Origin of the sequence: Psychrosphaera ytuae (assembly GCF_017638545.1) — a bacterium.
Classification (GTDB): Bacteria; Pseudomonadota; Gammaproteobacteria; order Enterobacterales; family Alteromonadaceae; genus Psychrosphaera; species Psychrosphaera ytuae.
Genome location: NZ_CP072110.1, coordinates 2539146 through 2565660, shown reverse-complemented (window position 1 = coordinate 2565660; position 26515 = coordinate 2539146). Strand labels below are relative to the sequence as shown.

At 41.8% G+C, this 26515-nt stretch carries 17 protein-coding genes; 6 read left to right on the top strand and 11 right to left on the bottom strand.

What is annotated here, in order from left to right; translation table 11 throughout:
• The first annotated feature begins 80 nt into the window (after positions 1-80).
• Together J1N51_RS11405 and J1N51_RS11400 are read left to right on the top strand one after the other, a co-directional pair.
• Positions 81-437 carry a hypothetical protein gene (locus J1N51_RS11405; protein ID WP_208831389.1) on the top strand — a complete coding sequence of 119 codons (357 nt, stop codon included), beginning with the start codon at positions 81-83 and terminating at the stop codon, positions 435-437.
• Positions 430-867: a hypothetical protein gene (locus tag J1N51_RS11400; RefSeq protein ID WP_208831388.1), complete on the top strand. Its 438-nt coding sequence runs from the start codon at positions 430-432 to the stop codon at positions 865-867. Before J1N51_RS11405 ends, J1N51_RS11400 begins: the two co-directional genes overlap by 8 nt.
• Here the strand turns inward: J1N51_RS11400 and J1N51_RS11395 are convergent.
• Positions 862-1095, bottom strand: coding sequence for a hypothetical protein (locus tag J1N51_RS11395; protein ID WP_208831387.1), 234 nt, complete (start codon positions 1093-1095; stop codon positions 862-864). The two genes, J1N51_RS11400 and J1N51_RS11395, sit on opposite strands and share 6 nt — an antisense overlap.
• Before the next feature lie 50 nt (positions 1096-1145).
• Positions 1146-1565 (bottom strand): hypothetical protein, encoded by a 420-nt coding sequence (locus J1N51_RS11390; protein WP_208831386.1) that lies wholly within the window; start codon positions 1563-1565, stop codon positions 1146-1148.
• 517 nt (positions 1566-2082) lie between these two features.
• On the opposite strand from J1N51_RS11390, the gene J1N51_RS11385 reads away from it, so the two are divergent.
• Positions 2083-3156: a WYL domain-containing protein gene (locus J1N51_RS11385; RefSeq protein ID WP_208831385.1), complete on the top strand. Its 1074-nt coding sequence runs from the start codon at positions 2083-2085 to the stop codon at positions 3154-3156.
• Between the two features lie 136 nt (positions 3157-3292).
• Here the strand turns inward: J1N51_RS11385 and J1N51_RS11380 are convergent, their stop codons facing one another.
• The 4 genes from J1N51_RS11380 to J1N51_RS11365 form a co-directional block, all read right to left on the bottom strand.
• Positions 3293-3571 carry a helix-turn-helix transcriptional regulator gene (locus tag J1N51_RS11380; RefSeq protein WP_208831384.1) on the bottom strand — a complete coding sequence of 93 codons (279 nt, stop codon included), beginning with the start codon at positions 3569-3571 and terminating at the stop codon, positions 3293-3295.
• A 118-nt stretch (positions 3572-3689) separates the two neighbouring features.
• Positions 3690-3908: a hypothetical protein gene (locus J1N51_RS11375; RefSeq protein WP_208833465.1), complete on the bottom strand. Its 219-nt coding sequence runs from the start codon at positions 3906-3908 to the stop codon at positions 3690-3692.
• Between the two features lie 380 nt (positions 3909-4288).
• Entirely contained in the window at positions 4289-5572 is a 1284-nt protein-coding gene (locus J1N51_RS11370) for an O-acetylhomoserine aminocarboxypropyltransferase/cysteine synthase family protein (protein WP_208831383.1), read from the bottom strand.
• Between the two features lie 103 nt (positions 5573-5675).
• The gene (locus J1N51_RS11365; protein ID WP_208831382.1) at positions 5676-7544 is read right to left on the bottom strand and encodes a CocE/NonD family hydrolase; all 1869 of its coding nucleotides are present in this window, start codon (positions 7542-7544) and stop codon (positions 5676-5678) included.
• A 232-nt stretch (positions 7545-7776) separates the two neighbouring features.
• Between J1N51_RS11365 and J1N51_RS11360 the strand changes: the two genes are divergently transcribed.
• Both J1N51_RS11360 and J1N51_RS11355 read left to right on the top strand, forming a co-directional pair.
• Entirely contained in the window at positions 7777-8949 is a 1173-nt protein-coding gene (locus tag J1N51_RS11360) for an iron-containing alcohol dehydrogenase (protein ID WP_208831381.1), read from the top strand.
• A gap of 123 nt (positions 8950-9072) precedes the next feature.
• On the top strand, positions 9073-9864 hold the full coding sequence (locus J1N51_RS11355; protein ID WP_232842795.1) for a hypothetical protein: 792 nt from the start codon (positions 9073-9075) through the stop codon (positions 9862-9864).
• Positions 9865-9933: 69 nt separating this feature from the next.
• Here J1N51_RS11355 and J1N51_RS11350 read toward each other — a convergent pair whose 3' ends face one another.
• The 5 genes from J1N51_RS11350 to J1N51_RS11330 form a co-directional block, all read right to left on the bottom strand.
• Positions 9934-12852, bottom strand: a complete 2919-nt coding sequence (locus J1N51_RS11350; RefSeq protein WP_208831380.1) for a TonB-dependent receptor — start codon at positions 12850-12852, stop codon at positions 9934-9936.
• A gap of 459 nt (positions 12853-13311) precedes the next feature.
• Positions 13312-18894 (bottom strand): cadherin-like domain-containing protein, encoded by a 5583-nt coding sequence (locus J1N51_RS11345; RefSeq protein WP_208831379.1) that lies wholly within the window; start codon positions 18892-18894, stop codon positions 13312-13314.
• A 398-nt stretch (positions 18895-19292) separates the two neighbouring features.
• Positions 19293-21656 carry an MHYT domain-containing protein gene (locus J1N51_RS11340; protein ID WP_208831378.1) on the bottom strand — a complete coding sequence of 788 codons (2364 nt, stop codon included), beginning with the start codon at positions 21654-21656 and terminating at the stop codon, positions 19293-19295.
• A gap of 138 nt (positions 21657-21794) precedes the next feature.
• On the bottom strand, positions 21795-22694 hold the full coding sequence (cdd, locus tag J1N51_RS11335; RefSeq protein WP_208831377.1) for a cytidine deaminase: 900 nt from the start codon (positions 22692-22694) through the stop codon (positions 21795-21797).
• Positions 22695-22765: 71 nt separating this feature from the next.
• Positions 22766-25162: a winged helix-turn-helix domain-containing protein gene (locus tag J1N51_RS11330; protein WP_208831376.1), complete on the bottom strand. Its 2397-nt coding sequence runs from the start codon at positions 25160-25162 to the stop codon at positions 22766-22768.
• A gap of 97 nt (positions 25163-25259) precedes the next feature.
• Between J1N51_RS11330 and J1N51_RS11325 the strand changes: the two genes are divergently transcribed.
• The gene (locus J1N51_RS11325; RefSeq protein ID WP_208831375.1) at positions 25260-26417 is read left to right on the top strand and encodes an NHL repeat-containing protein; all 1158 of its coding nucleotides are present in this window, start codon (positions 25260-25262) and stop codon (positions 26415-26417) included.
• Positions 26418-26515 lie beyond the last annotated feature (98 nt).

Here is a 26515-nt window from a genome sequence, read left to right as displayed (position 1 = left end):
TTAACTTTTTGTTGGGACAAAAAACGTCCTAACTTTTTCGTAGGCTTACTTAAATAGATAAATTATAAATTGGTGAATCAATGAATCGCGAAACAGTTAATGAAGAGCACTTTTTAATTAGCATAGAGCCGAGCACGGTTGCTTCAGCTTATCTCTTAATAGCCCAAACGGGAGTCTTATTCTCTGAAGATTTAAGTTATAGATTAACTATTTCAAGTATTCAAATTGATAAGATTCAAAGTCAAAAGTCCTATCTTTTCTTAGAAGCACAGGCAGAAATACATGACATTACAGGAAACGAAACAAACTTCGTTGAATCAATAGCTGCTGTTGGTAGTTTTTCTCAAATTTATCACCATTTAGTTGCTCAGTTTGAACAGTTTTTGATTCAGAAAGGGTTAAACATATTAGTATTTCAGGAGGAAAAGGATGCATAAACGCCTCAATGTAATACTTGCTCTAAACCTTTCTGGCTGTGCAATTATCAACGCTAATTGCGGCTTACCCACCGATTTATATAGCAAGGTTAAACAATATAACAGAGGCCCAATAAATGGCGCCATTGATGACAATAACGATGGCAAAATAGACCAATATGAAGCTTTTGGGCATTGGGATTTTGAACAACTCTCAAGAGTTTTCCAGTCAGGCGAACCAAACCAAGAATATATTTGGACGAACATAGACACTTGCTACGTATTTAACGTGAATGTAGAAGATTACTTTGAAGATTATAAACGAGGTATTTTATACCAAACATGCAGAAAATTTACTTATTCAGTGACTAACCCAACTGGCCAAAAACTAGGTTCGGGAGCAGGCCAAGCCTGCCGAAATTTTGCTACCCAAAAGTGGGAAATCTTATGATTTTAATTTAGGTGAACCTGTATGTTCAAGCTTCACAAAGACTTCACCTATAGACTTACCTGTAATTTCAGCCTCATAACCGTAATGTGCAGGTCCAATATCAATTTCTAGCTTAACACCAGATGGCTCCATATCCATTTCAACTTCGGTTTCAGATTTTCGACTTACTAGTCTTAAGTAATTTTCAGTTGCTTCTTCACTAAACTCAATAATTAATCGATTCGCCATAATTTACCCTATCGTTATTTGAATATTTTCTCAGCTAAAGAGAAATGCTACTAGCCTATAGTTCCCCAAGCATTTAGAAGCCACCAACAAAAGCCTGATAAAGCCATGTGAGGAGTAAAGAAAAGCAAATAGCTCCACCATACTCTCGATGCCCTATTCGTTATAGCTGTGATGGCTTGTTGTTTTTTGTATTTAGGCGCAGTTTCGTCACTTAATCTTTCGATATAGTTAATATCGATACACTTGATTCTAAGCTCTCGATCCAGCCATTTATCATACCAGCGCTTAGCTCTCAGCAGTGTAACGGTTCCGATAAAAGCACTAACCCAAAATAGAATATCTCCTCTCATCACTACAATAGAAAACATAACGCCAAGTTTACCCGCACCTATTAAGAAAAAGCCGTTTTGAACACATTCATAAACAGGGTTAAAACCCCCGATATAGACTTCTTTTGGTTGATACTGCATAAAAGCACTCCTAAATATCTAAATGTTGATCATTGTCAATCTGGGTGTGTCCACATCGTTTAATGTGAAATACTCTAATAAGATCTTGATTGGAGGTTTTCATTAGTGCATCACCCTTTCTTCAGAGAGTAATGTTGATTGAAATTGTTTAAGTTCATCGATCAGTTTCGTCAGTTCAGACATGACCACCGAGTCACTAGTTCTTTGTATACTTGATTCAAAGGATTCTTGTACCGAGTGAATAAGACATGAAACAACATACTTTTCTCTATTTGTGTTTAACTGTCCTAATGAGAGTTGATTAATCACGTTTATAATTTCTGTACTCGTTGAAAAGTCTTTATAAAGCGATGGCTCACAAAACATTTTCATGACATTCAATAGTTGTTCAGACAGCATAAAAGTTACTCCTCAATTGACATAAATGGCATTTTAAAAGAGTATCGAGACAACACTTGTCCTATAAAGTTTGCTCAATTGTATGAAGTCATCAAATTCAGAATTTAGAAACGCGATCGTGCGAAGCATTGATGTCGGTGAAGATAAAGCGATTAAAATAAAAGATTTAATTGAAAACCGACTGTCTAGCTTCAGAAAAGAAAGCCAAGACTCATTTGATTCTTTCAAGAAAAACGCATCTCGAATTATCACTTCTATGCTAGATGATGAAGGAGAAGGACTCTGTAGAGTAAAAAAGGGAAATGCATATTGGTATTACTGGACCTCACAAAAAGACAAAGATGATGCTGTTGAACAGTTTCAAATGTCAGAAGAAAGAGCCTTTGCATTTGCGTTTATTAAAGAATATCTACCTGAACTAATTCCTCCTCATATTTTTTTAGCGTTACAAACTGAATTTAAAAAAGCTGAAAAAGTATTAGATTACTCAGAGCTAACAAAATATTTGTCTAAAATAGATTTCAATCCGATGGGTTATGATATGCATAGCGCGTTAGATCACGAATCAGCCACAATTGAAGAACGAAAAGCTTGGCAGTTTGTTTTTGACTGTACCTTCAATGAAGAATGCTTTTCAGCAAAGTACCGTTCGATTCACGATAATTATGACTATACTCCGTTAATTTTATCGCCACAAAGAGTCGTACTTTTAAATCAGCAATTAAAAGTATTAGCGTATGAGCATAAAACTAAAACTACTAGGTACTTTGAAATAAGAAAATTATGCGAAGTAAAAAAATCGAATGAGTTATTTGTTGCGGTGAAAAAAGTCGAGTATGAATCAAGAGAAAAATTTTCTGCCATTTGTCATACATGGGTAAAAAGCCACTTTGAGTCAACGTCCTTAAATGAAAAAGCGACTTTTACGAAGTTAGAGACTGATAACTGTTGGCTCGTTGAAATGGAATTAAGCTTTCCAATTCACTTTAATAGAAAAGAGCCGGATCCTTTTTTTATTGCGAATTATTTAAGTGGATTTTCAGATTCAATCGTTGTGTTGGAACCCAAGTTTTTAAAAAATGAAATGCTACGTAGAACGATAAATTTAGCAAATGCTTATAATGAAAAGTGTGATGTCGAAGCGTTAGTAAACGAAAGCCCACATTTAATGGCTAGAAGTAAAGAGAATTAGTTCAGACTAAAACTGACATTTCTACTTGCACTCGGCTTGACTACTGAGTTAGTACTTACTAGAAATGTAAAAACACTTCCATTATTCACTGAATAGTTTCAAAATTCAGAGTAAGCTCCCTTCGACCTAAGCTAATTTATATATCGCGGCGAACCGACCTAACGGATAGTTGAAAGCCACCAGGCGCTAAAACTTTATTTAGGACCGAGACGCGAGGATCAGTATTCCCTTTCTCGATATCGCGCAGTGTTTTATCAGATATCTTTATAAATTTCGCGTACTGTGTTTGGGTCATACCATAAAGTTGGGTACGAACCTGCTTAACTAGATCGCCGATGCCGATAACATTGTTCGCAAGATCATTTTCAAGCTGCGCTAAGATTTCTTTTCGTTGTTCGCCAGACAATCTAACCATCACAGACTCCCATTGCCACTAACTTAGTTTTAATGTTACTAAAACCAATCGCCGGAAAATTTAATATCTCGTTTGGGCAATGTAATCTTTTCAATCGCTCAGGCAAGTCGATTAATTTTTATGCCAGTTGCCGCAAAAATAAAATCATTTCATTAGGCTCACAAAAATCTGAAAGCTCCTCTGCAATGGTTGCAAAATTAACGTGCCTACCTACTTCGCAATTTCGTCCCCACTTAAATAAACGGGTTATCCCTTCTTCATCGGCTTTCATAGGGGCAAAATCATAGATGGGGGCAAAACAAATATCGCCGTCAAATTTTAATAATGAAATATTCACCCAGTAGTTTGTTACCGTTTAGATTTCAATATTTGCAATATTTCGGTAGAAATCTACCGTTCAATTACAAAACAACCATCATTTACGGTAACAAGCTACCGAATTATACGAAAGTGCGGCGCATTACAATACGCATCGTTACGATAACGATATCCATACACGACAGCCATTATCAACAAAATCTAAAAAGTGTTTACCCAATGATGGTGAAGACTGGAACCACGGTTTGCCAAAAGTACGTCTTGATAAAGACGCGGTTATTACTGTCCTTTAAAAAAGCACTAAAATCAAAAGGCCAAAATTAGAAGACTCGAATTAAAAGACCGACGCAGTGGATGAAATGTACTGGCGTCGGTCTTTTTATTTTTTAAGATTTTTTATTACGCTTGGCTCGCCACCAACGCCTGATCTATGTCTGCCAAGATGTCATCAATGTGTTCGATACCGACAGAGATCCTAACCATATCTTCGCTAACACCAGCTGCTGCCAGCTCTTCTGGGTTAAGTTGTCGGTGTGTCGTACTAGCCGGGTGACACGCTAATGATTTAGCATCGCCAATATTCACCAATCGCAAAACAAGTTGCAACGCATCAATAAACTTGCCACCCGCTTCTCTTGAGTTTTCCGCTTTCAAACCAAAACTGATGATACCAGAGGCTTTACCGCCAGTGATTTTTTGGCAAGTTTCATAATATTGATTGTCTGGCAGCGCCGCATAATTAACCCAAGATACCGCTGGATGAGCCTGCAAGTGCGCGGCAACTTTTTCAGCATTTTCGCAGTGACGTTCGATACGAAGCGCTAAGGTTTCGAGGCCTTGTAACAGGTTAAATGCACTTTGTGCGGATAATGCGGCACCGGTATTTCGAAGTGGTACCACTCGGCAGCGTCCGATAAACGCAGCAGGTCCCAAGGCTTCGGTATAGACTACTCCGTGATAGCTAGGATCTGGAGTGGTTAACATAGGAAAACGTTCGGCGTTGCCAGCCCAATCAAACTTACCTGAGTCGACAATGATCCCGCCTACGGTTGTGCCATGACCACCAATGTATTTGGTTAACGAGTGAATGGCTATATCCGCACCGTGGTCAAAGACTTTACACAAAATTGGTGTAGCGACTGTGTTATCCACAATCAAAGGCACCCCTGCGGCGTGCGCAATGTCGGCCCACTTTTGAATATCAACCACATTACCCGCTGGATTGCCTATCGACTCACAAAATACCGCTTTAGTATTCGCATCGATAGCATTGGCTAAACCTTCATAGTCTGTAGCTTGGACAAATTTGGTTTGGATCCCTTGGCGTGGAAACGTATGCGCAAATAAGTTGTAGGTACCACCATAAACTTGACCAACACTAACGATATTACTGCCAACATCAGCAATTGCCTCAATCGCGTAACGAATGGCCGCCATCCCTGAAGCCACGGCTAACGCTCCAACACCACCTTCTAACTCGGTCAATCGCTGCTCTAGCACCGCATTGGTCGGATTCATAATTCGGCTGTAGATATTACCTGCGACTTTAAGATCAAACAGATCAGCGCCGTGCTGAGTGTCATCAAAGGTAAAAGACGTGGTCTGATAAATTGGAGTGGTAGCTGCTTTGGTCGTGGCTTCACTTTCATAGCCGCTGTGTAATGCGATAGTTTCTGGTTTCATACTTGCCTCAAATCGAATTGGATGTTTAGCCGTCTAAACATCCAATTTAGTCAATTTTAAAAATGAGTCAAGTAAATGTGCTCAAATAATCACAACTCCATGCTTAGTCAATTGTTTTGAATTTAATTGAACTTGGGTGTTTTTGGCTGTGATGTATTTTGTGGAAAGCCTTAACAAAGTCCTCTTCTTTGGCTTCAAAAATATTCTCCACATACTTTTGTGGATTGATATCTATGAATGGGAACATGCTGCTCTGAACCTGAATTTGCAGTCTGTGACCGCGTTTAAAGGTATGAAGCACATCGTACAGTTCAAATTTAACCTGGTCTGGTGTATTTGGTTTAAACGGTTTTGGCTCGCTCATGCTGTCACGAAAACGACCACGAATGACACTCCAACGCACCAACTCATGACGGTTACCTGTTTTACTGTCGACTTTATCGTTGTTTACGTCTTTTCCTGGAAATACGTCGACCAGTTTAACGACGATGTCGGCGGCACTTTGTGTCGTCGAAAACCATAAGTCCAAATCAATCGGGCCAGCAATGGTTAAGTCTTCTTCTAAAGGTTCGGTCTCAAACACCAAAACGTCTGGACGACGAGCAGCAAAGCGCTGATCTTCGACCATATAAGGACGATCCCAACCACGACTTACCTTGGCAGAGTGTGGTACTGGTTTGTTCGGATCGCTGATGTATTCGCTTGCGCCACTGTTGACCTTTTTGACACTAAGAGACTCATTTTCGGCCAAATATAAAGTTTGTGACTTGGCCTTTTTAGGTGGCCACACATCAAACTTACGCCAGCGATTTGCGCCAGTTTCAAAAATTGTTGCCGTCGCTAATTTAGCGTCTCCGCCGTCTTTTAAGTGTTGCTTAAAGAAAGGTAGTTGAACTTCTTCTTGAAACCACTTACTAGTATCAAAACCAAAGTGGGCTTCACCTAGCTTAGTGCCACCACCTGAACTATTCCATTGGCCGTGATACCAAGGACCCATAACCAGTTTGACGTGGTCCTTTTTATTCTTGTTCGACATTGTTTGATAGGTATACAAAGGACCGTACAAATCTTCGGTATCATACCAACCGCCCACAACTAACGTCGCTGGTTTGGTATTTCCTAGATGCTGCAGTACATCTCGCGCTTGCCAATACTCATCATAATTTGGGTGAGCAATCACTTCATTCCAAAACGGTCGAGTACCTTTAAAATAGTTTTTGTTAACGTTAGTTAAAGGGCCAAGTTCTTTAAAAAATTGATAACCATCCGGAGTTACCGAATCCATACCCTTTGGCCAAGCCGCATGCGTATCATCTCGTTGTTTGTCGAAGGTATCAAAAAAGATAAACGCCATTGGGATCACAAATGCGCCATTGCGATGAAAATCATCAAAAAACCAGTCAGCAATAGGCGCTTGTGGTGAAATCGCCTTCAGTGCAGGGTGAGCATTGATAGAGCCGACCGACGTGTAATAACCAGGATATGAAGTGCCCCACATACCCACTTTACCATTGTTGTTTGGAATATTTTTTACTAACCAATCAATAGTGTCGTAGGTATCCGTCGCGTCATCGGTTGCCTTTTTGCCTCGTTTGTACGCATCCTGTGGACGCATATTTACAAACTCACCTTCCGACATAAACTTGCCGCGGACATCCTGAAAAACAAAAATAAAACCATCTTTTTCAAATGACTCACTTGGCCCTAAAGCTCGTTTGTAGTTGCTCGCACCATAAGGTGCAACACGGTATGGCGTACGCTGAAACATCATTGGATACGACTTAGAGTCGTCATTTGGAATATAAACCGAGGTAAATAGCTTAACGCCATCTCGCATTGGAATTTGGTATTCGTATTTAGTGTAATTAGCACGGATGTAATCCGCTCTTGGATTAGCTTTTTCTGTTGCATTGGCCAACGTACTGACCACCAGCAAAATAACCAGCATGGTATTCGAAAACAAGGTTCGCATTGTTCGCTCCCTGAAAGGCTGTACAAAAATTTAACATAGGTTGTGTGATTTAAAATCAATCAGAATTTAGACATTTTTTGTACAACCGTTCAACAGCGATAAGATGAATCAACTTACCAGCGCGCTCATTCATCGACGAATATCGATCGCATCATTGAAATTAAACTCTGTGTCCCCATTGATTTAGCTCATTCGAGATTTCTACTCTCCACAACAAACACAAGGCGACGTTATGCTCAATTTCACATTCAAAAATCAAACCGAAATTCTTTTTGGTAAAGGTCAAATCAAGAAGGTCTCTGACAGGCTGCCGGACGATGCTAGAGTTTTGTTGTTGTACGGTGGTGGTTCAATCAAAAAAAATGGCATTTACGATCAAGTTTTAACCGCTCTTAATGGTAATGAAGTTACTGAATTTAGTGGTGTAGAGCCTAACCCCTCTTACGAAACACTGATCGAAGCCGTCGAGTTGGCAAGAGAAAAAAGCGTTAATTTTATTCTGGCAGTAGGCGGCGGAAGTGTTATTGATGGTGCAAAGTTTGTCGCAGCCGCGGTCAATTTCGATGGCGAGCCGTGGGATATTCTGGCCAAGGGTGCGTCATTTTATGATCCTTTGCCAATTGGTGCTGTGTTAACACTGCCAGCGACGGGCTCGGAAAGTAATGGTAATTCGGTTGTCACCAAAAAAGCGACTTCTCAAAAGTTAGGCTTCTCATCTGAGACTGTCCAGCCTCAGTTTGCGGTCTTAGATCCTGAATATACTTTTTCATTACCGAAAAAACAGATCAGCAACGGCGTTGTTGATGCCTTTGTACATGTCATCGAGCAATATTTAACTTACCCTGTGAATGCTCCGATACAGGACCGTTTTGCTGAAGGTATTTTACAGACTTTAATCGAAGAGGGTCCTAAAGGCTTAGCCAACCCAGAAGATTACGACGTCCGTGCTAACATCATGTGGTCTGCGACGATGGCGCTTAATGGTCTAATCGGTCGTGGTGTACCACAAGACTGGGCAACCCATATGATTGGTCACGAACTTACTGCACTTTATAACCTAGATCACGCTCAGACCTTAGCCATTGTTTTACCGGCGTTAATGCAAGTTCAACAAGAACAGAAAAAAGAAAAAATCCTCCAACTAGGTCGCCGCGTGTTTGGCTTAACTTTCACCGGAGCCACTGAGCAGCAAGCGATACGTGAAACGATTTTCGCTGTAACTCAGTTTTTTGAAGGTATGGGGGTTAAAACTAAGATGTCTGATTACGATTTACAGGGCGATACGCTTGACCAAGCGATCGACCGTATTATTGATAATTTAGACAAAAATGGCATGACGAAACTTGGTGAGCATGGCGACATCGATCTGGCCAAAACCAGAGATATTTTATCGCTTGCTAAGTAATTGATAGCTAGTGTTTAAAAGACAGCGCAATCGTAATTGAACCATTGCGCTGTTTTGTATTTTTTCAAATTTATCAATCCCCTGCTAAGCTTTACTCACTTAAATTGTTTGGATAAAGCTCCTATGAAACCTGCCTATATCAAAAGCGCAGCAGCGCTTGTAGTTATGTTCGCCACTCTTATATCAATGTCTAGTCACGCTGCAAATTGGAGCACCACTGAGCTTCATGTCCAGTACGGCAAACTAGATCAGCCATTCGATTCGGTGCCGAATTCAAGTGCAGATACCACGATTTTGACTTTTCAACATTCAAGTGGCTGGGACTTCGGCACTAATTTCTTTTTCGTCGACTACAGTAGTGTTAATAATAGTGATTCATTGTATTTAGAGTGGTATCCAACCCTCAGTACCAAGCAGGTATTCGACGTCAGCTACAATGGTTTATTGTCCGATATTCGATTGGTTATGGGTATAAACGCGGCACCAGAGTCTGACATTCTCAAATACCTGCCTGGAGTCCAGCTTGGCCTTAATGTTGAAGGGTTTAACTTTTTAAACGTTTTAATAGCCGGCTACATAGATGACAACGAAGGTATTGCAAACGGTGGCGCGCCAAAAGAAGAAAACTCTTGGATAGTCGATGTGTCGTGGAGCTATCCAGTTGCCATTCAGCAACAACAATTTTATATAGATGGCCACGCCGAATACATCAACCGTCGAAAAACAGAAATCACCAACCGCGAAACCAAAAGCTGGGTTTTAGCTCAAGTTCAAGTTCGTTGGGATGTGGGTAAGGCTCTATCTCAAGCCCCCAATCGCCTTTTTGCGGGCATAGAATACCAATACTGGAACAATAAACTCGGTACTGATGTTGACGAGAACGCTGTGCAATTATTGGGCGTTTGGCGGTTTTAATTGTTCTGTTGAGTAAAAAAAAAGCGGCCATTACGGCCGCCTTACTTTCAGGGAGAATCGCTTTTTTGATTAGAACAGGACCTTCGCGCCTAGGTATAGACGACGTGGTGCAACCCAATCTTTTGCTTCGCCAAACTCGTAAGTACCGCTACCTGCAACCAATTGCTCTTCTTCAACAACCGCTTGGTCATCTAAGACGTTAAATACGTCTAGGAAGAATTCAGCTTGGTAGCCACCAAAGTCATGCTTGTACTTAACTCGAATGTCTAATGTACCGTATGCTGGTGTTTCTTGACTCGCAGTATTGCCAGGTGCAATCCAACGACCTTCAAACCCACCAAAGTCATAAGTAGACTCTTCACGTAATGGCAACAAACGGCCATACACGTTAGTCGCACGGTTATAAGCTGTACCTGAGTTCCAGTTGTACACCGCACCTAATTCAAAACCATTGTCGAAGTAATATGTACCTAAGATTTTGAATTGGTGATCAACGTTACCCGGTTGCTTCGCGTACATGTTTGGTGCACGAGGATCTAGGTAATAGAAGTCACCTTGAAGGTCAGCATTACCGTCAGAGTTGGTGTTACCTTCTGCATCATTGTAGGTATAAGATGCCAACATATTCCAGTTGTCTGTACGTAGTTTCTTAAAGGTAACTTCTACGCCTTGGTAATCACGTTTACCACCTTCTAACGTCGCAAGTACGTAGTTAGAACCAGGGTTTTCTGTATAACCAAAGTAAGATAATGGTAACGCTAAAGACGAACCGTCTAATTGACCACCCTCTGCATATACACCTAAATCGTAATCTTCAAGAATGTCACGCGTTTTACGGTTGGTATAAGTTACAGAGATGTTGGTGTCATCGGTTAAGTTTTGCGAGTAACCAACAAGGAACTCATCTGTGTATGGCGTTTTTGTTGTTGGTGCAAAGAACGCATCCTGTGTAGCAACACCACCACGAGTACGGAACGTATTCCATTGACCGTTGTAGAAGATTTGCTCTTCACGTACAGAGCCCGTCAAGTTACCCGCAAACGAGGTCATGTCAGTACGAATCGGATCGTAGTAACGGCCGTGGAATACCCAAACCTTCGAATCACCATCACCATTTACGTCGTATACCGCACTTAAGCGATGAGCGATATCCCAGTCAAAGGTAAAGATCTTTTCGCCCGTAGAAGCAAAGTGCTCCCACTGTTCAGCACGAAGACCTAGGTTTAACGTCAAATCATCAAGGTTGATACTGTCTTGAATATAAATCGACTTACCTTTAGTTTCTAACTTAGATTCCGCTTGTTGTGTTTGGATAATACGATAAACGTTTACGTCGCCCGTTGGGTTACCTGTCGAGCTGTCAAACACTATGTTAGACACGTCTTCTGGAGCAATGCCGATAGCACTTGCGATACGATCTTTGTCATCATCAGAAAAGTCAATGTTACCTACCCAAGTGCCGTTTGCGTACATATCAAATGTCGCGCCAGCATCTGCTGCACCAATTGAGGTGTATTGAGCAGAATCACCGTTGTAAATAGAGTTGGTGATGTTCTCATTTGTTTCGCCCGAGAAACCCACTTCAATTGTGTGATAACCAAAGTCTTGAGTATCTAGGTAATATTCAGCGTTGATGTAGTAGCTGCTCTTGTTACGGTTACGCAATGTATCTGCACCAAAACCACCCTTGTCTGTATCTGATTGTGTTACAGAACCAGCATTCGTTTGGTAAGCCACGTCATTACGCGTTGATTTGTCTTTTGACAAAGTTGATAACTCAGACTCGTGGCTCATGTAACCTACATTGATGACTAGGTCGTCAAATGAGTGAGAGTAATCAATTTTGTAGTTGTCACCACCTTGTTTCGTACTACGGTCACGGTTAGAAACCGTCGCAAGGTTAGCACTACCTGAAATCTCAGTCGGATCGTTAAAGAAGGTCAAAACCAAACGATCATTATCCGTAGCCTGCCATGTTAGCTTACCAAAACCTAAGTCACTCTCGCGCTCAACGACACGTGATACTTGACCCGTTTCTGGATCAACTACATCGTCTTCACGGTTTTTAAGTTGGTAAGAAGCAAAGAACCAAAGTTCATCTTTGATAATTGGACCGCCTAATGTCACCGCAGTATCGAAGGTAGAAAACGCACTGTTTTCTTTCTTTTCACTCTCGTAATCACTAACAAGGCTGTCATTTTGTAGGTAATAGTTCACAGAGCCATGAAACTCGTTACCACCAGATTTAGTTACAACACGTGAAACAAGGCCAGAACCACCAGCGTATTTAGCAGGAATTGCACCCGTGATAACTTGCTGTTCTTGGATGATTTCTGAGTTGATGTTACCACCAAATGTACCGGTTACGTTGTCCGTTACGTTAACGCCATCGATGTAATACACATTATCCGTTGACGAACCTACTGAGCCGCCTGCATCCGAATAGTTAACACCTGATTTTGAAGAAGGGTTACCACTTGTACTTGGTTTAACACCCGGAGTTAATTGTAAATAACTCTGGTATGAACGACCTGTCGGTAGTGACTCAGTCATATCAAGTGTAATGTCCATACCTGTTGTTGCAGAGGTAGTATCAATTGCAGAAATTGAACTACCAGAAACAACGATACGCTCCATGTCACTTGCCGCACGGCTAATTGAATAAGAAAGGTTTAAGCTTTTACCGGTAATAACACGAACGTCCGTAGCTTCGAACGACTGCAAATTATCACCAGAAATGCTGACTGTATATTGGTTTGATGCGTCAAGACCACGTAAAGTAACATAACCATCGGCATCAGAAACCGCAGTTTTGCTGCCCAATGTGTCAGGCGCGTCGACCATTACAGCAGCCCCTGCAACAGGGTTACCGCTTTTATCTAATACACGGATTTTTAAACCACCCGTTTCAGCAGCCATAGCTGCGCTTGAAATACCTAAAGCAGCTGCAACCGCCAGGGCTGCAATGCTATTTTTAAAGTTTGTCATTTCAACTTCCCTAGAAAGTGTTTGTTTTTATATCCTGAATTGACTGCTGAGCTAGCCAATACAATTACCGCTTTTCATCGGCTCATAGATAAAACGGCTTGGATATCAATTCGCAATCCTTCAACTACACCGTATTTACCTATCAATATACGAACACACGACTTTTACCTTGAGTACTCCAGTTTTTACTGGAGGTTAAATTAGGAAAGCTGTTCCACAATTCTGGAAAAAGAATGACTATTTTTTCGTCAAACCCTCTAGTGGAATAAAAATTAATGCTCAAATTCACAAAGGTTCGCGCTGGCCGGTTTTGTTACAGGAGGAAGAATTGTTCTATTGAAGAGGGAGTCTGGAGGAAATTACGCCACGGTTAGTGGGTGACTTTTATACATGTAAACAGATGAGACAATAAAAAAGGCCATATCAAAGACATGGCCTTTTAGTAAGTATATTAATCCGTTACTTACGAGTAAGTCGACGAACTGCCGCTGCAAACAACCCTAATAAAACCAACGCTGGCGTTGAACTACCGCCACCAGAGTCATTATTTTCAGTTGGTTGCTGTGGTGGTGTTACCGGCTCAGGTTTGTTTTTGATAGAAACACTGATGTCTTTGGACACCGATAGTTCATTATCTGCCACCGTTACTGTAAAGGTCACCGTTTGATCAGAATCAACTGATGGAGCTGTAAATGATAGTCCTGTTGACGATGAGGTAACATCACTCACAGTTGGACCACTTGTTTGCTGCCAAGAAACAGTAAGCTCAGTATCATCGATATCCTCTGCCACTGACGTGATTGATACAGCGTCACCTTCTTCAACCTCAGCTGGACCAGACACAGTCACAGTAGGAGAAGCATTATCATTCAAGATAACTACAGTTAATTCAGACGTAGACACAAGTTCACCATCAGAAACACTAAGCTCAAAGGTCAAGGTTGATTCAGACTCTACATATGGCGCCGTGAATTCTAGATCTTCAGCATTTTCATCTGTGATTTCGACTGCAACGCCTGAGGTTTGCACCCAAGTCATTGACAACTCTGTGTTATCAACATCAGAAACACTAGATTCGACTTTCAGTGCATCGCCTTCAGACACCTGTGCGTCAGCCATATCAACAATGATTGGGGCATCATTAACTGGCGTCAGCTCAATATCAACCATGACTTCTTCTGAGGTTAATTCACCATCCGACAAGGTATAGGTAAACTCGTCTGTTCCGTAATAATGTAAATCTGGCGTATAGCGAAGTAATCCTTCCTCAATGGTAACTTTACCAAATCGAGGCTGTGTCACAGACTCAATAGATATCTCATCACCATTTCTGTCCTTGTCATTGGCCATTACATCAATGTCTACAACAACGTCTTCAGGTGATAATACCGTATCGCTTTCACCTTCAGGTGCGACATTTTTAGCATAAGGGTTAACAACGACAGCACCATTATTAGTTAACGACGCATCTGGTAGCTGGATATCGACCAACTTCAAATAGATTTCAGAACCAACTACATCGTATTCACTTTGATCGATGTTACACGTTAAATCTACAGACATATCAGGATCGATATTTCCTAAAAGCTGACTGCTTACCAACGTGTTACTGCTGATAGTACCTATGTAACAGTTAAACCTAGCGGAATACGCTGGGAAGGCTCCAGAGTTGGTCACGGTAGCCGCAACTTGAATTGGCTCGCCACGCATTTCCGTTTCAGACGAGAGTAAAACGCTTTCTAAAGCAAAACCAAGATCAGGCGAACCAGAGGTCCACATACCTACTGGACTTCCTGATACTCCTTCATTAAACCCGCTCGACACTCCCGTGTCTAACATAGACGCAATACTGACTTCGTATAGGTCCCCATTGCTCAGGTTTTGGATCATGAACTCCTCAAGAGTCGCACTAACCGTATAGAACTGTGTTGTTTGTCTCGATAGGTTTTCTACTCTAATCAAGTATGACTCGACTTGAGTATTTTGGTCCGCTGTCCAATACACCATTGCGTGGCTATTGTTGAATACAACACTGACATCGGTAGGGCCGGTAGGAGCCGCTGAGTTTTCGATGCTAATAGTTGTCTCGCTGGTTACGTCAGCTGACATACCTTCGTATTTAACCACCGACACAAGTGTGAACTCACCTGGGTTTAACGTGCTTGGTAGAGTCACAGATAAACTATTTGCGCCTTGATTAACTTCGTATTCACCTAACGACAGAATCAAATCAGATTGACTGTCTTTCAGCATTACTTCTACGGTTGCAGAGCTATCTAAATTGACCACTTCTAAATCAAAATCAAGCGCTTCAGACAACTCAACGCTTTGCGGTACGTTAGAGAGTGTAGCGCGTGGCGGCACTACAGGTAGTGTCATAGCAACATCAATGCCCGCTACATCAGCGTCATTTAAAACTCGTACTGTGTAGTCGCCTTCTTCAGGAAGAACAAAACCAATAACCGTTTGGTTATCACCGTTATCGTAAGCAAATTGTGTCACTCCACTTGGTGCAGGAGCATCAAAGTCTAAAGTGATATCACTTGCTTTAATAACGCTACCTGATGGTGTGACAATTTCTAACTCAGGTAAACCTGCAGTAGTTTGCACAGAGAATAACACCGAATCTTCATCAGCACCGACGGATAGTTCATATTCTGCAGCAGAAACGAGGCTCGTTTGTGCTTTAGGCTTCACATTAGAAACACTGCCCGGCTTTTTGATGATGTCAAAATTGATATCCGACGGATCAGAAAAATCAACCTTAACACCGACATCTACAGCGATAACGCGAGTGATAACTTGGAAATAAGCGGTTAGTGCATCATTGTTGGTATGATCACTCTTGATTAAAAGCTCGCTGCTCGTACCCGCTAAGCGTTTGCCACCAACTAATTTGACCTTTTTAGGTACTTGGATAGCAAGTTCTGAAAGTGAGTGGAATTGGGTAAAGCTCGCACCAGATTGACCATTGAGTAATGCATTACCAACAATAACGTCACCAATGTTAATTTGACCGCTTAGATTAAAGCCATATTGAGCAGAGCCCAGTAAACCTGCAGTTAACTCTGCAGACGCTAGCTCAAACTGCTCAAGTAACTCTAAATTACCCGAACCAACCCAAGTTTTAGCGCCATTTTTAACTGTCAGTGCTAACGAACCACTCAAAATATCTGCATCGATGGCACTACCGATATTTGCTAGTCCACCCGCTGCATCTGAGAAGTAACCAGTAATACTACCCGAAACCTGAGCGTCAGGAACACGTTGCCACTCTAATGCTGTGTTACTGTGAGCAATAACAAAGCCTGTAGTGCCGATAGGGATCTTTTTCTTACTGATAAAGCTTTTACGGCTAAGGTCTTCCCACTCAAACCCAAAGCGATTAATTTGAACCGGATTTAAGCCGACTTCGGTTTCTAATTCGTACTCTGACTGATTCCATTTAACTTCACCTTCAAAGCCCATCGCAGGTTTAAGAAGATCAATCTCTAAAGAATCCAGTTCGACACGCATACCACTGCCGCCAAACTTACCAATGCGCTTGCTATTGTTACCGGCAAGTGCAGTATCCATATCAATCGTAAAGGCTAGGCTCGACTCATTTTCATTTTGTGACAGAACAAGATCACCTAAAGTAATTAACTCATCATCCATCGAATTTACATCGGCGTAATCTAAGTACAATGGCAAGGTCAATTCTGAAGGAATCGAGATATTAGTATCAGCAATTGCTATGGTTTCACCTGACAGTGATGCAGAATTAATTCTGAAACCGAAACTACCAGTCGGAATAAGTTCAGGATTAGCGTCACCACCATCGATTTCAAAAGACATCTCGCCAAGTGGAATATCTTGAGCGGCTAAATTACCTAGTACAATATCAACTGCTTTCACTCGGCCACTTGAAAGAGTTCTAATTTCGTTAGTACCTGAATCAATAACTAACGTACCAGAGAAGCCAAGCAAGCTATTACCCGTCGTCAGACCCAATTGAACGTTACCACTTGCCCATACATTGGTAGAGTCGGTAATTTCTGTAAAATCATTGGCGCAAACTTTAATGCTGCCAAATTCATTACACGCAGCCGGTAAGACTTCATCATCAACATTGACAAACAATGGCTGTTCGGGACTTCCAATAAAGGTTTCGCTGCCAAAGTCATCTACTGCAACTAGGAAATATTCAACGCCAAGAGACGTAACCGCCGAAGCCGGTATGATCTCTTCAAAAGATGCAGTAGGAGCATCAAATTGCGTGTTTACTGCGGTGTAAAGTGGTGCGCCTGATTCTCTGTAGTACATAGAAACAGTCGCTACAGCGTTGGTCGCATCTTCTGCCATTGCTGTTACGATAATGTCAGAATTAGCCGGAGCACTCTCAATCGGTGTGTGGTTGAATTCTGGCGGCACATTTGGGAAGACTGTAATAGTCATCGGCTTAGTTTGAGGATCGGTAGCAGGTAGAGTTTTTGTACCAGCGTCTGTTACCGCACTAATGTAAAACTGAACTGAGCCATCCTGTACTGCGCTTTGTGGAATATCAGCATACCAAGAGCCATCCGTCTCTTGTGACATATCAGCAAAAGTATAAGCCGTTTCTGTTGAATGACGATAACCTAGGCGCATGCCAGAGATAACGGCTTCCGAGCCAGCGGCGACACGAATTGGTAAAGCTTGACCAGGTAATTGACCTTTGCCCAACAAAGCCAATGTATCCGGTGTCAACTCTAATGTTACAGGCACGATTGGCGTGTACTTGATAGAAAACTCACCAACCACAGGGTTGCTGTTAAAATCTAACGTATCAACTTTAAAATCAATAACTCGCTCAACACCGTCTAATTGGGTATTGTCGCTTTCGTATTGGGTTTGATAACGAGATGTTAAATCCGCACCAATTTCGTTAAGAATGATTGAGAAATCAGATCTTACATCAAACGTTCGACCAGAAACGGCTGTCGCAATGCGCTCAAAGTCCGAGTGACCAGCGGTTAAACCATAAAACAGTACATTATTGTCCAAAAACGTATCAATGACAGTTTGTTCATTGATCTGGCCCCAGTCATTATCTTCATCCGTCACTAACACTACGACTTTTTGTGTCGCTGGTCGCCACAGTGTACCTGTAATCGCTAGATGCATTGCATCAAATGCCTTTTCTCGGCTTCCGTCAAAGCGCATCTGGTCAATGTAAGATTGAAACTCAACTGGGTCATCCGTCAAGCTACCATTGTTTAACAATGTTCCTTCAGGTCGGCTAAAGTTATAACCACCATAAGGTACTAAGCCAATTCGGTAATCAAAGTTTTCATCGCTTAACGTTTGAACAAAGTTAAGAATGTTTTCTCTGACTTGTTGCGCTTCATCACCCAAACTACCAGAGTCATCGTGAACAAAGACAATATCAACGATCTTCTTAGATGAATTAGGATCAGGTTGAACAATTCGAGTTACATCTTCATATCGGCCATCTTCCCTGAGGCTAATATCACTACTCGTTAACAAAGGTAGATTTTCAGCAGAGCCATCAAATGATTTGTCTTGATACTTAAGGTCTGACGTTATGATGACTCTAGGAAAAGCGTCAAAATCGATTGTAAAATTGGTCGCCCAATCTTCAGATTGAGCATTAGTCGTATTGTTTTGACTTACAATGCTGTATTCCGCAACTCGATGTTTGTTGCTTGACTTAAATTGCTTTAAATTAGCGAGTGAAACCCCATCTTCTTCGACTTGGACAATTTCGCCTGTCGCTTGGTTTTGAGCTTCAACGGTAACTTTATAGACTTTGCCGTATTGAGCAGGTATAGAAAATGAGCGTTTTGATTGCCACTTAGTAAACGTAGCTTGTTGACTACCAGCTGCTTGAAACTTAAGCCTGTATTGATAAGAAGCGGTTTTGCCATAATTATGAGCTTCAACGACAAGCGTATTCTTTAAAGACTCGACAGAGATATCAATATTCTGGGCTAAAGCAGGTTGTAAAAGGGTAGTAGTAGATAATGCCGAGAGAACGGCAAGAGTAAGTTTGTTTTTCATTTTGATTTCCATTTCATTGCTAGTTAGATGGGCACAACTAGAGGAAGTCAAAATATTAATTCTTAACATCCATATTAACCGCGCTTCCCTAAACCCCGTAAAGATAGACTTTATTGAGAAAATGTCAAGATCGGTACAAAAACCAGCATGTTGTTGTAAAATAAAAACAATTCAATTAATTAACAAATGAGATAACGTTATGAAAAACCCAAACACACCCGATGAGCAACAGCTTCAGGCGTTTTTTGAACGTGAATTTCCGCATGCCAGCTATTAAAAGTAGGTAAAAGCTTGGCTATTGGTGAGGTTCGATTTTACTCTCAAGGTGAGCCGCAACTCATCGCTCACGCAAACGGAACTTACGCATTACCCAATGAATAAGTCTTAGTGAGTTAACTTTAACGCCCTGCCCCACTGCGCTTTTTCTCCTCAAACATGCGCTCATCTGCGACGTTGAGTAGGTCATCAACTGTTTCTCCATCTTTGGGGTATTGAGCACTACCAATACTTACACCAACAACAAGCTCGCCAGCTTCTGTCTTAATGGGTTTTACAATGGCAGAATGATAACGCTCACTTATGTTATCTAAAGCTTGTAAATTTGCCATATCAGCCAGAGCAACGACAAACTCGTCACCACCAACTCGAGCAACACAGTCAACCTCACGGGCGACATCGCCCATCCTTTTTGAAATTTCAATCAGTACCTCATCTCCGACCTTATGCCCATGCGTATCGTTGATAGGCTTAAATTTGTTTAAATCCAAATACAAGACGACAACACTATTACCGGTTCGCTTTGAACGTGCTTTTTCACGTCTCAAAAATTTAATTAACGCAGTTCGGTTAGCAAGACCCGTTAACGCATCGCTCTCTGCCATCTTTCTGATCTTTTGTTCGGCCAAAACCCGCTCGGTGACATCATAATTAATACCGATCATTTTATTACCATAAAAGCGCCCATCACCTTTAATATAACGAATCTGGCCATCGGGACGGTTAATCCTAAACTCTTGATGAAAGTCTTTTCGGTTAGCAACACATTCCTGTAACGCTTCTACGACAATGTCGTAATCATCTTTGTATAACAACTTTGCCCAGTCACCGTATTCGCCGTTAAATTGAGTCGGGGACAGACCAAAAATAACAAACATGACATCGTCCCAAATCAGCGTATTGTCCTCCATATTCCATTCCCAAACGCCTATTTTGGCAGCTCCAGTTGCGAAGGAAATACGCTGATTGATATGTTCAATTTCTCTGTGTGCTTCAACTAAGTCGGTAATATCTTCACTGACACCCAACACGTATTTTATTTTCCCAGAAGAGTCATAAATGGGTGTTTTTTTGGTCCGTAAATAACGATTTTCTTCGCCTATGACTAATGGTTTTTCATCAATTACAATTTGCTTTCCATCCAGAATCGCTTTTCTATCTAACGACTCAAAAAAATCTGCGGTACCTGCATCAAAGAGCTGTTGATCTGAATAACCTATAATTTCTTCTTTAGGTCGTCCCATCAACTCAACCCCAACATTGTTGATATGGGAGAAGGTTAAATCCTTCGCGTCTTTTACTGCTATCATCATAGGAACAGAATCAAACACCGTCTGCATAAACGCTTCTTGATTGCGTAAGTCAGACATATCGCGAATGGTACCGACAAAGCCGCCGGTTTTTTCATTACTTAGAGCTGCGATGGTTAGAGTGATAGGAAAAATATCACCATTCTTCTTTTTACCTTTGAGCAACCTACTGCTACCAAATACTTTGTTTTGAGTATCGTGGTTGCTATTTGCAACGTATTGGTCGTGTTTTTTTGCGTAACTATCGGGCATCAATATTTTGACGTTCTGGCCGATTAACTCTCTGGGCTCATAGCCAAACATTGCGGTTGTTGAAGTATTAACAAACTCAATATGGCCACTACAATCTATGCTCACAACCGCTTCTTGAACGGCCTCCAAAACAGTATTAAGCCTGACTGCAACGATTGCCCGAGTCCTTAGCTCCAAGCCTATTAACAGAAATATGCTTAAAAGTACGACTGCAATTACTATTAGCTCAGCAATAAAATGATTTGCTTGCACATCAACTGGAGTCGTAGGCGGCCCTCCCCAAACTCGCATGGCAGCCATTCCGGTGTAGTGCATCCCTGAAATTGCCAGCCCCATGAAGGTTGCGGACAAACTATTTATTGCCACAAACCCCAAACTAGAGGTTTGGCGCATATCATTGAGTTTTAGAGAAAAGCCTGACAGGGTGACAGCGACAATAACTGAAAAAGCGAAAATATAAGGATCATATGCCATTTGGGCAGGGATGCGCATCGCCATCATCCCCACATAGTGCATACTGCCTATGCCAAGACCCATCATTATACTTTTGATGACTAGGTTGCGATATCGACTCAATTGCGGAGATAGCACTATGTAACTGGCTAAAATCGCGGGCACGACAGACAAAACGGTGATTTCGATGTTGTAATCAACGACAAAGGGCAATTGATACGCCAACATACCAACAAAGTGCATCGCCCAGATACCAACGCCCAAAAAACACGAAGCCAGCCAAGTCCAAATATCCGACTCTTTTTTCAACTGTGATCGTTTGATTCGTGCTGCCAAGACAAATGCGACATAAGACGCAAAAATAGCGATCAACACCGAGCCAACGACCATAGGGATATCATAACTAGGTTTGATGAGTTGCTGTGGCAAATCCTGATCTAACAAAAAATGAAATTGAATGGAGTTAATCAAACTCTTCTCTCTAGACGCTATTGAGCTTTGTTGTGTCTTTAAAGAATAGTCAAAAATCCACTTTTTGTTATGTTAAGAGCAAATTAAACCCTTAATAATTAGGGATCTTAGTCGCCAAATTCTGTGACGAACTCGCGTTTAAACAACTCGACCTAATACGTGGGTAAACTCAATGTCACTCGACAAACTTTGTAAAACACATTGAGAGACACCAAGCTGATTTGCTTTGCCTTCCACTTCCGCCAACGTAATACGTTTAATCGGGTGCTTGTATGGATTTAGTCCGTGCATCATCATTTGACTTAAGGCGCTTTGTAAAGGAGACAAACTTGGACTGTATGCACAGTTTTCTGCATAGCGACCTACAAAGCGTTGATTATCAACAGTTTCGATCAGGCACGCGCTGTTGTTTTTGGTGTAGGGTGCATACGATGTTTCCATCGCATCTTGTAATACCCTATCGACTTTCTGTTCAAACTCAATGGTTTGACGTAAGTCATCAAACAACATTTCATTGACCCCTAGTGACGCAGGGTTAAATGGTTCAGGTAGCAAAGTGTCCAAATCCGTGTTGCGTCCTGATACCTGCATCGGCATTTCTCGAGCGCCTCGAACTTCGTTCATAAACTGGCGACAATAACCACAAGGCGCGGCATTGATTGTCATCCCAGTTATTTTAGGTTCACCGTGATGCCAGGCATTATTAATCGCCGTTTGTTCAGCGTGAACAACAAGACTTAGGGCCTGGTACTCAAATTCTAAATTAGCCCCAAAATACAAGTTTGCGACGGCTTCCTCGCCCTCTAATACACCATCCGTAACATACTCACCTTGGGCAATAGCCGCAGCTTTAAATTGCGAGATCGGCGCGACCGCAAACATCTCACAAATAGGAAGTAACTGCTCTTTAAGCTCAGAAAAAGAAAGGGAAAATTGATTACAAAGAGCAAGAACTTGCTCTGCTTTTAAGACGCCACCTTGAAGGGCGATTTGCTCATGAAGGTCTTGTAGCGTACAGCTACTTAGTTTAGAACTCATATCAAAAACGATGTTGCTTAAGGCACGGCACTATATATAAAAGCCATTCCAAAAGCAATTAAAACCCCGCCCTAGCGGCCGTCATAAAGAAATATATTACCGGATTCATCACCTTTGAGACTCACCACCAGTGAGGATTCATCTGCTGATACAGCCATTACTCGACCTATTGCGTAATTCAGGCTTTTAGTGACTTGTTCGCCCGAACTATGGGAGGTGAAGTCCTTTCGCCATATCTGTTTGTCTTGTTGTCCGTTTACAAAGTACAACTGTTTGCCAACAATATCCCAACTGTGACCAAACCTTGGCGGCAAGTTTTCCAATATGGTTCGGGAACTGCCAAACTCCAGCTTGTCATTTGGGTTATCCGGACTTTCTTGTCTATCTTTACGCATGACCTGTGTAGCAAATAGGCCAGGTTGCTGACGTTTAGTAAAAACAACTTCTTGAGTCGTATTAGCAGCAGCAAAGTACTCTACAGGGCCAGCCATTATTTTAACTTTGGTCGCGTCCGTTCGATTAATGGCCACCAGCGCCATGTTGCTATCTGGCGCCTTATCGACGGCCCAAACAGCAAGTGTTTTACCACTTATATCTAAACCATAACTACACAAACTGACTTGCTCAGCGGGCAATCGAACCAACGAGCGACTGGCCACCTCAAACTCATAACAATAAAAGTCATATGCGGTGATTGCACTTATCAGTACTCGCTTGCCATCTGGCGAAAACACTGGCGCAATTAAATGTGTATCAGGGACTCTCAGCAGCTCCTGTGATTCTTGTGTCGTCATGTCTAATTGATAAATCGCTGCAAATCCCGAGCGATTAGAAACATACAATAACTGTGAATTATCAACCGGTGAAAATGCAGGGAAATTGTCATATTTTAACGAACTCACAATTGGTTCTGATTTTGTTTTATCGCCAGCCAAATCAAACTTCCACAGATTTGCCTGATAACGAGCCTCTTGATAGGCGGCGACGGTTCCACTGTTGTTAATCATTGGAAACTGACCGTCTTTGCCACCGATGTTTGTAATGGCAGAGCTAGTTGATACTTGGCCTTCCGTTTGTGAAGCCACATCAACCATGAGTATTTGTTTGTCACCCAAAATATTACTATCAAAAACCAACGCTTGCCCCGATGGCATCCAATCAAAACTGACCTTGACCGAGTTACTGCGTGTTATTGCGGTTGCCTTATTTAACGACTGAACATAAAGGTTTCGGACTGAGGAAGTACCTCGTAAAAAAGCAATGGACTCACCATCCGGCGAATAACGAGGGCGAGAGTCATAAATCAATGGGTCAACTTCATTAGACAGGTCCGTCCGTTGAGTTTGCCTTTGAGAAAGTAAGTCGTACTCCCAAATGACGATGTGTTTTGAGTTGCCCGATTGACGAACAAACAAAAAGCGCTCACCACTGGGGTGCCACTCAAGAATTGCAGAGCGGTCAGGTAAGTCACATTCGGTGAGCGATTGTGAAACTCTGGTCACCACATCAAACTTCACGACAGAACAGCTGTGGTCACTTCCAGTTATATTTGGCGTTAACGATACAGCCAGAAGGTCTTTCCCATTCGGCCCAATCATCGCAGATACCAAGTGCGAATTGGACTTAGTGATCACACTTTGTTGTTCGGTGCGGGTATCCTGAATTGTGACACCATAAAAGGCTTTGCCTTGTTTTTCTTGGTTAAGCGTCGAGTAAGTCAAATAGTCGCCGTTTAGAGACAACTCAGGGTGTACCTCTATTTCAGCGTCTGTAGTGACTCGTTTGGCATTGACCAACTTAGCCATAAGTGCTTGGGATTCATCAAAACGACTAGGTGTCGTTTCTTTATGTTGTTGCTGTTGCTGTTGCTGATAAACACCTTGCTTTTGATCTTCGGTAACGCCTTGATCTTTGCTTGGTTTTTTAAAGCCAAAAATACCATCTTGAGGTGACCAAGTTCCCGTCACGACCAACAGACTTGAAGTAAGTACTAACACTAACATTAAGCCACCAGCTGCAAACAGTCTTTTGCCTAACCAGCGTCGTTGTTTTTGTTCGTTTTGCTGTTGTTTTTCTGATATCGATGATGACGATTCAGTACCGTCCCCCTCTGGTGCTGACTCGGGTGCGTCGTCAATGAGTGAACCACCGTGATGCACGACACAAATAAATCGATATCCACGGCGAGGAATCGTTTCGATAAACGTTGGAGACTTACTGCTGTCGCCCAATAAATTACGAAGTTCAGCAATAGCTCTAGCTAAAGCATCCTCGTTGACGACTTTGTCTCCCCACATACGGTCAATAATGACCTCGCGCGGAACCACTTGACCAGCCGACTCAAGTAACAAACTCAACAATATATTTAATCGAGGCGGTAACCGATGCTGTTCAGTATCACTGCTCAGATTGCCATCGCTTTTGGTAAAGCGCCAAGGACCAAAAAACACCGTCGATTCCGCTGTCATACTCGTTGAATTCCATTATTATTTTTTGCATCAGTATAAATATAAATCACTCAAAAAAAACCGCCATGGACGAATTCAGGAGGTAAATGGGGGAAATATGGAGGTAAAAAAAGAAGTTTTATCAATAACAAAGCTCAACTCATCCGCTAACGTGCCCATTACTTTATCCATCAATAACAAAAAGAGCACTCCAGTGAAAAACAACGTCCATTATCCAATTAAAAACAAAAACTACATTCGTTCAATTTTGTCCTGCTTAGTATTTTCGATGAGTCTATTGGTGCACGACGTAAACAGCGTACAGAGCCTTCAGAGTGTAAAGGGAGAGCCAAATGAGTGTCAGAACGTTTTACTCGTCAGCAGTTGGTTTGATAATTCCATTCAAGTTTACGACGGTTGCGACCAGGCATTTTTAGGCTTGTTAGACACCAACGGATTAGTCAAAGGTCCTCAAAGTATTGTGTTAACACCTAAGGGTGATTTACTTATTGTTAGCGAAGGCACCAATCAACTGGTTTTGTTTAAACGTCAAAGTAGCTCTAAACAAGACTCTGAGTTGATCCGTTTTTCAAAACCAGTCCTTTCAAAACCAATAGCTGTCATGGATCACGCCGATGGATCGTTCCTAGACAAACCCGTAGGTGCAACCTTCGACAATCAAGGTAACCTGTATGTGGCAAGTTACTCACAAAACACCATAGTCAAAATTAATCCAGACACATGGCAAATCACTGACATAGTGTTATCTCCAACGACGACATCGGCCAAGATAAAAGGCGTTGATGCAGGTTTTGTGATAGATAGTCAGCGCTTACTCATTCCCGGTTACGACAGCGACAACGTCATTCAAGTTGATGTAAATACAAAAGCCAGCAGTGACATTCTTCACACCAATCAATACGGCTTAGATGCGGCTCGCAGCGTTTTTGTTTATGGCGATGATTTGTTAATCAGTGCCGAGCGCAGCAATAAAATAATTAGGATCAACAAACACACGTTTAAACAACAGGCCGACTTTGCTGAAATTATTCGACCTGCCAGTATTGTCGCCGATGGTCCTCAACATATTTTGGTCACAACCCGACGGGGCTTAGTGCGTTTTGACTTAACAACTGGTGAGCACCAACAATTGATTAGCCAAGCTACTGGTCATATTAAAGGTGGTACGTTTGCGGTTCGCATCGACGCTTCACTTGTTAAGCCTCTGATTATCTCGCCATTACCAATGGTAGATTCGGGTACAGATTTAGAGTAACAAACAACTGCCTCGACAAAACGGTTTCTTATCGTGCCTTACTGGACTATTTCTTTTAGTTTGGACACACTGAGAATAATTTTTCTTATTACGTGAAA

Coding starts and splice junctions, on each gene's coding strand:
- J1N51_RS11405 (WP_208831389.1), top strand. CDS start 81: ATGAATCGCGAAACAGTTAATGAAGAGCACTTTTTAATTAGCATAGAG.
- J1N51_RS11400 (WP_208831388.1), top strand. CDS start 430: ATGCATAAACGCCTCAATGTAATACTTGCTCTAAACCTTTCTGGCTGT.
- J1N51_RS11395 (WP_208831387.1), bottom strand. CDS start 1,095: ATGGCGAATCGATTAATTATTGAGTTTAGTGAAGAAGCAACTGAAAAT.
- J1N51_RS11390 (WP_208831386.1), bottom strand. CDS start 1,565: ATGCAGTATCAACCAAAAGAAGTCTATATCGGGGGTTTTAACCCTGTT.
- J1N51_RS11380 (WP_208831384.1), bottom strand. CDS start 3,571: ATGGTTAGATTGTCTGGCGAACAACGAAAAGAAATCTTAGCGCAGCTT.
- J1N51_RS11370 (WP_208831383.1), bottom strand. CDS start 5,572: ATGAAACCAGAAACTATCGCATTACACAGCGGCTATGAAAGTGAAGCC.
- J1N51_RS11365 (WP_208831382.1), bottom strand. CDS start 7,544: ATGCGAACCTTGTTTTCGAATACCATGCTGGTTATTTTGCTGGTGGTC.
- J1N51_RS11360 (WP_208831381.1), top strand. CDS start 7,777: ATGCTCAATTTCACATTCAAAAATCAAACCGAAATTCTTTTTGGTAAA.
- J1N51_RS11355 (WP_232842795.1), top strand. CDS start 9,073: ATGAAACCTGCCTATATCAAAAGCGCAGCAGCGCTTGTAGTTATGTTC.
- J1N51_RS11350 (WP_208831380.1), bottom strand. CDS start 12,852: ATGACAAACTTTAAAAATAGCATTGCAGCCCTGGCGGTTGCAGCTGCT.
- J1N51_RS11345 (WP_208831379.1), bottom strand. CDS start 18,894: ATGAAAAACAAACTTACTCTTGCCGTTCTCTCGGCATTATCTACTACT.
- cdd (WP_208831377.1), bottom strand. CDS start 22,694: ATGAGTTCTAAACTAAGTAGCTGTACGCTACAAGACCTTCATGAGCAA.
- J1N51_RS11330 (WP_208831376.1), bottom strand. CDS start 25,162: ATGACAGCGGAATCGACGGTGTTTTTTGGTCCTTGGCGCTTTACCAAA.
- J1N51_RS11325 (WP_208831375.1), top strand. CDS start 25,260: ATGGAGGTAAAAAAAGAAGTTTTATCAATAACAAAGCTCAACTCATCC.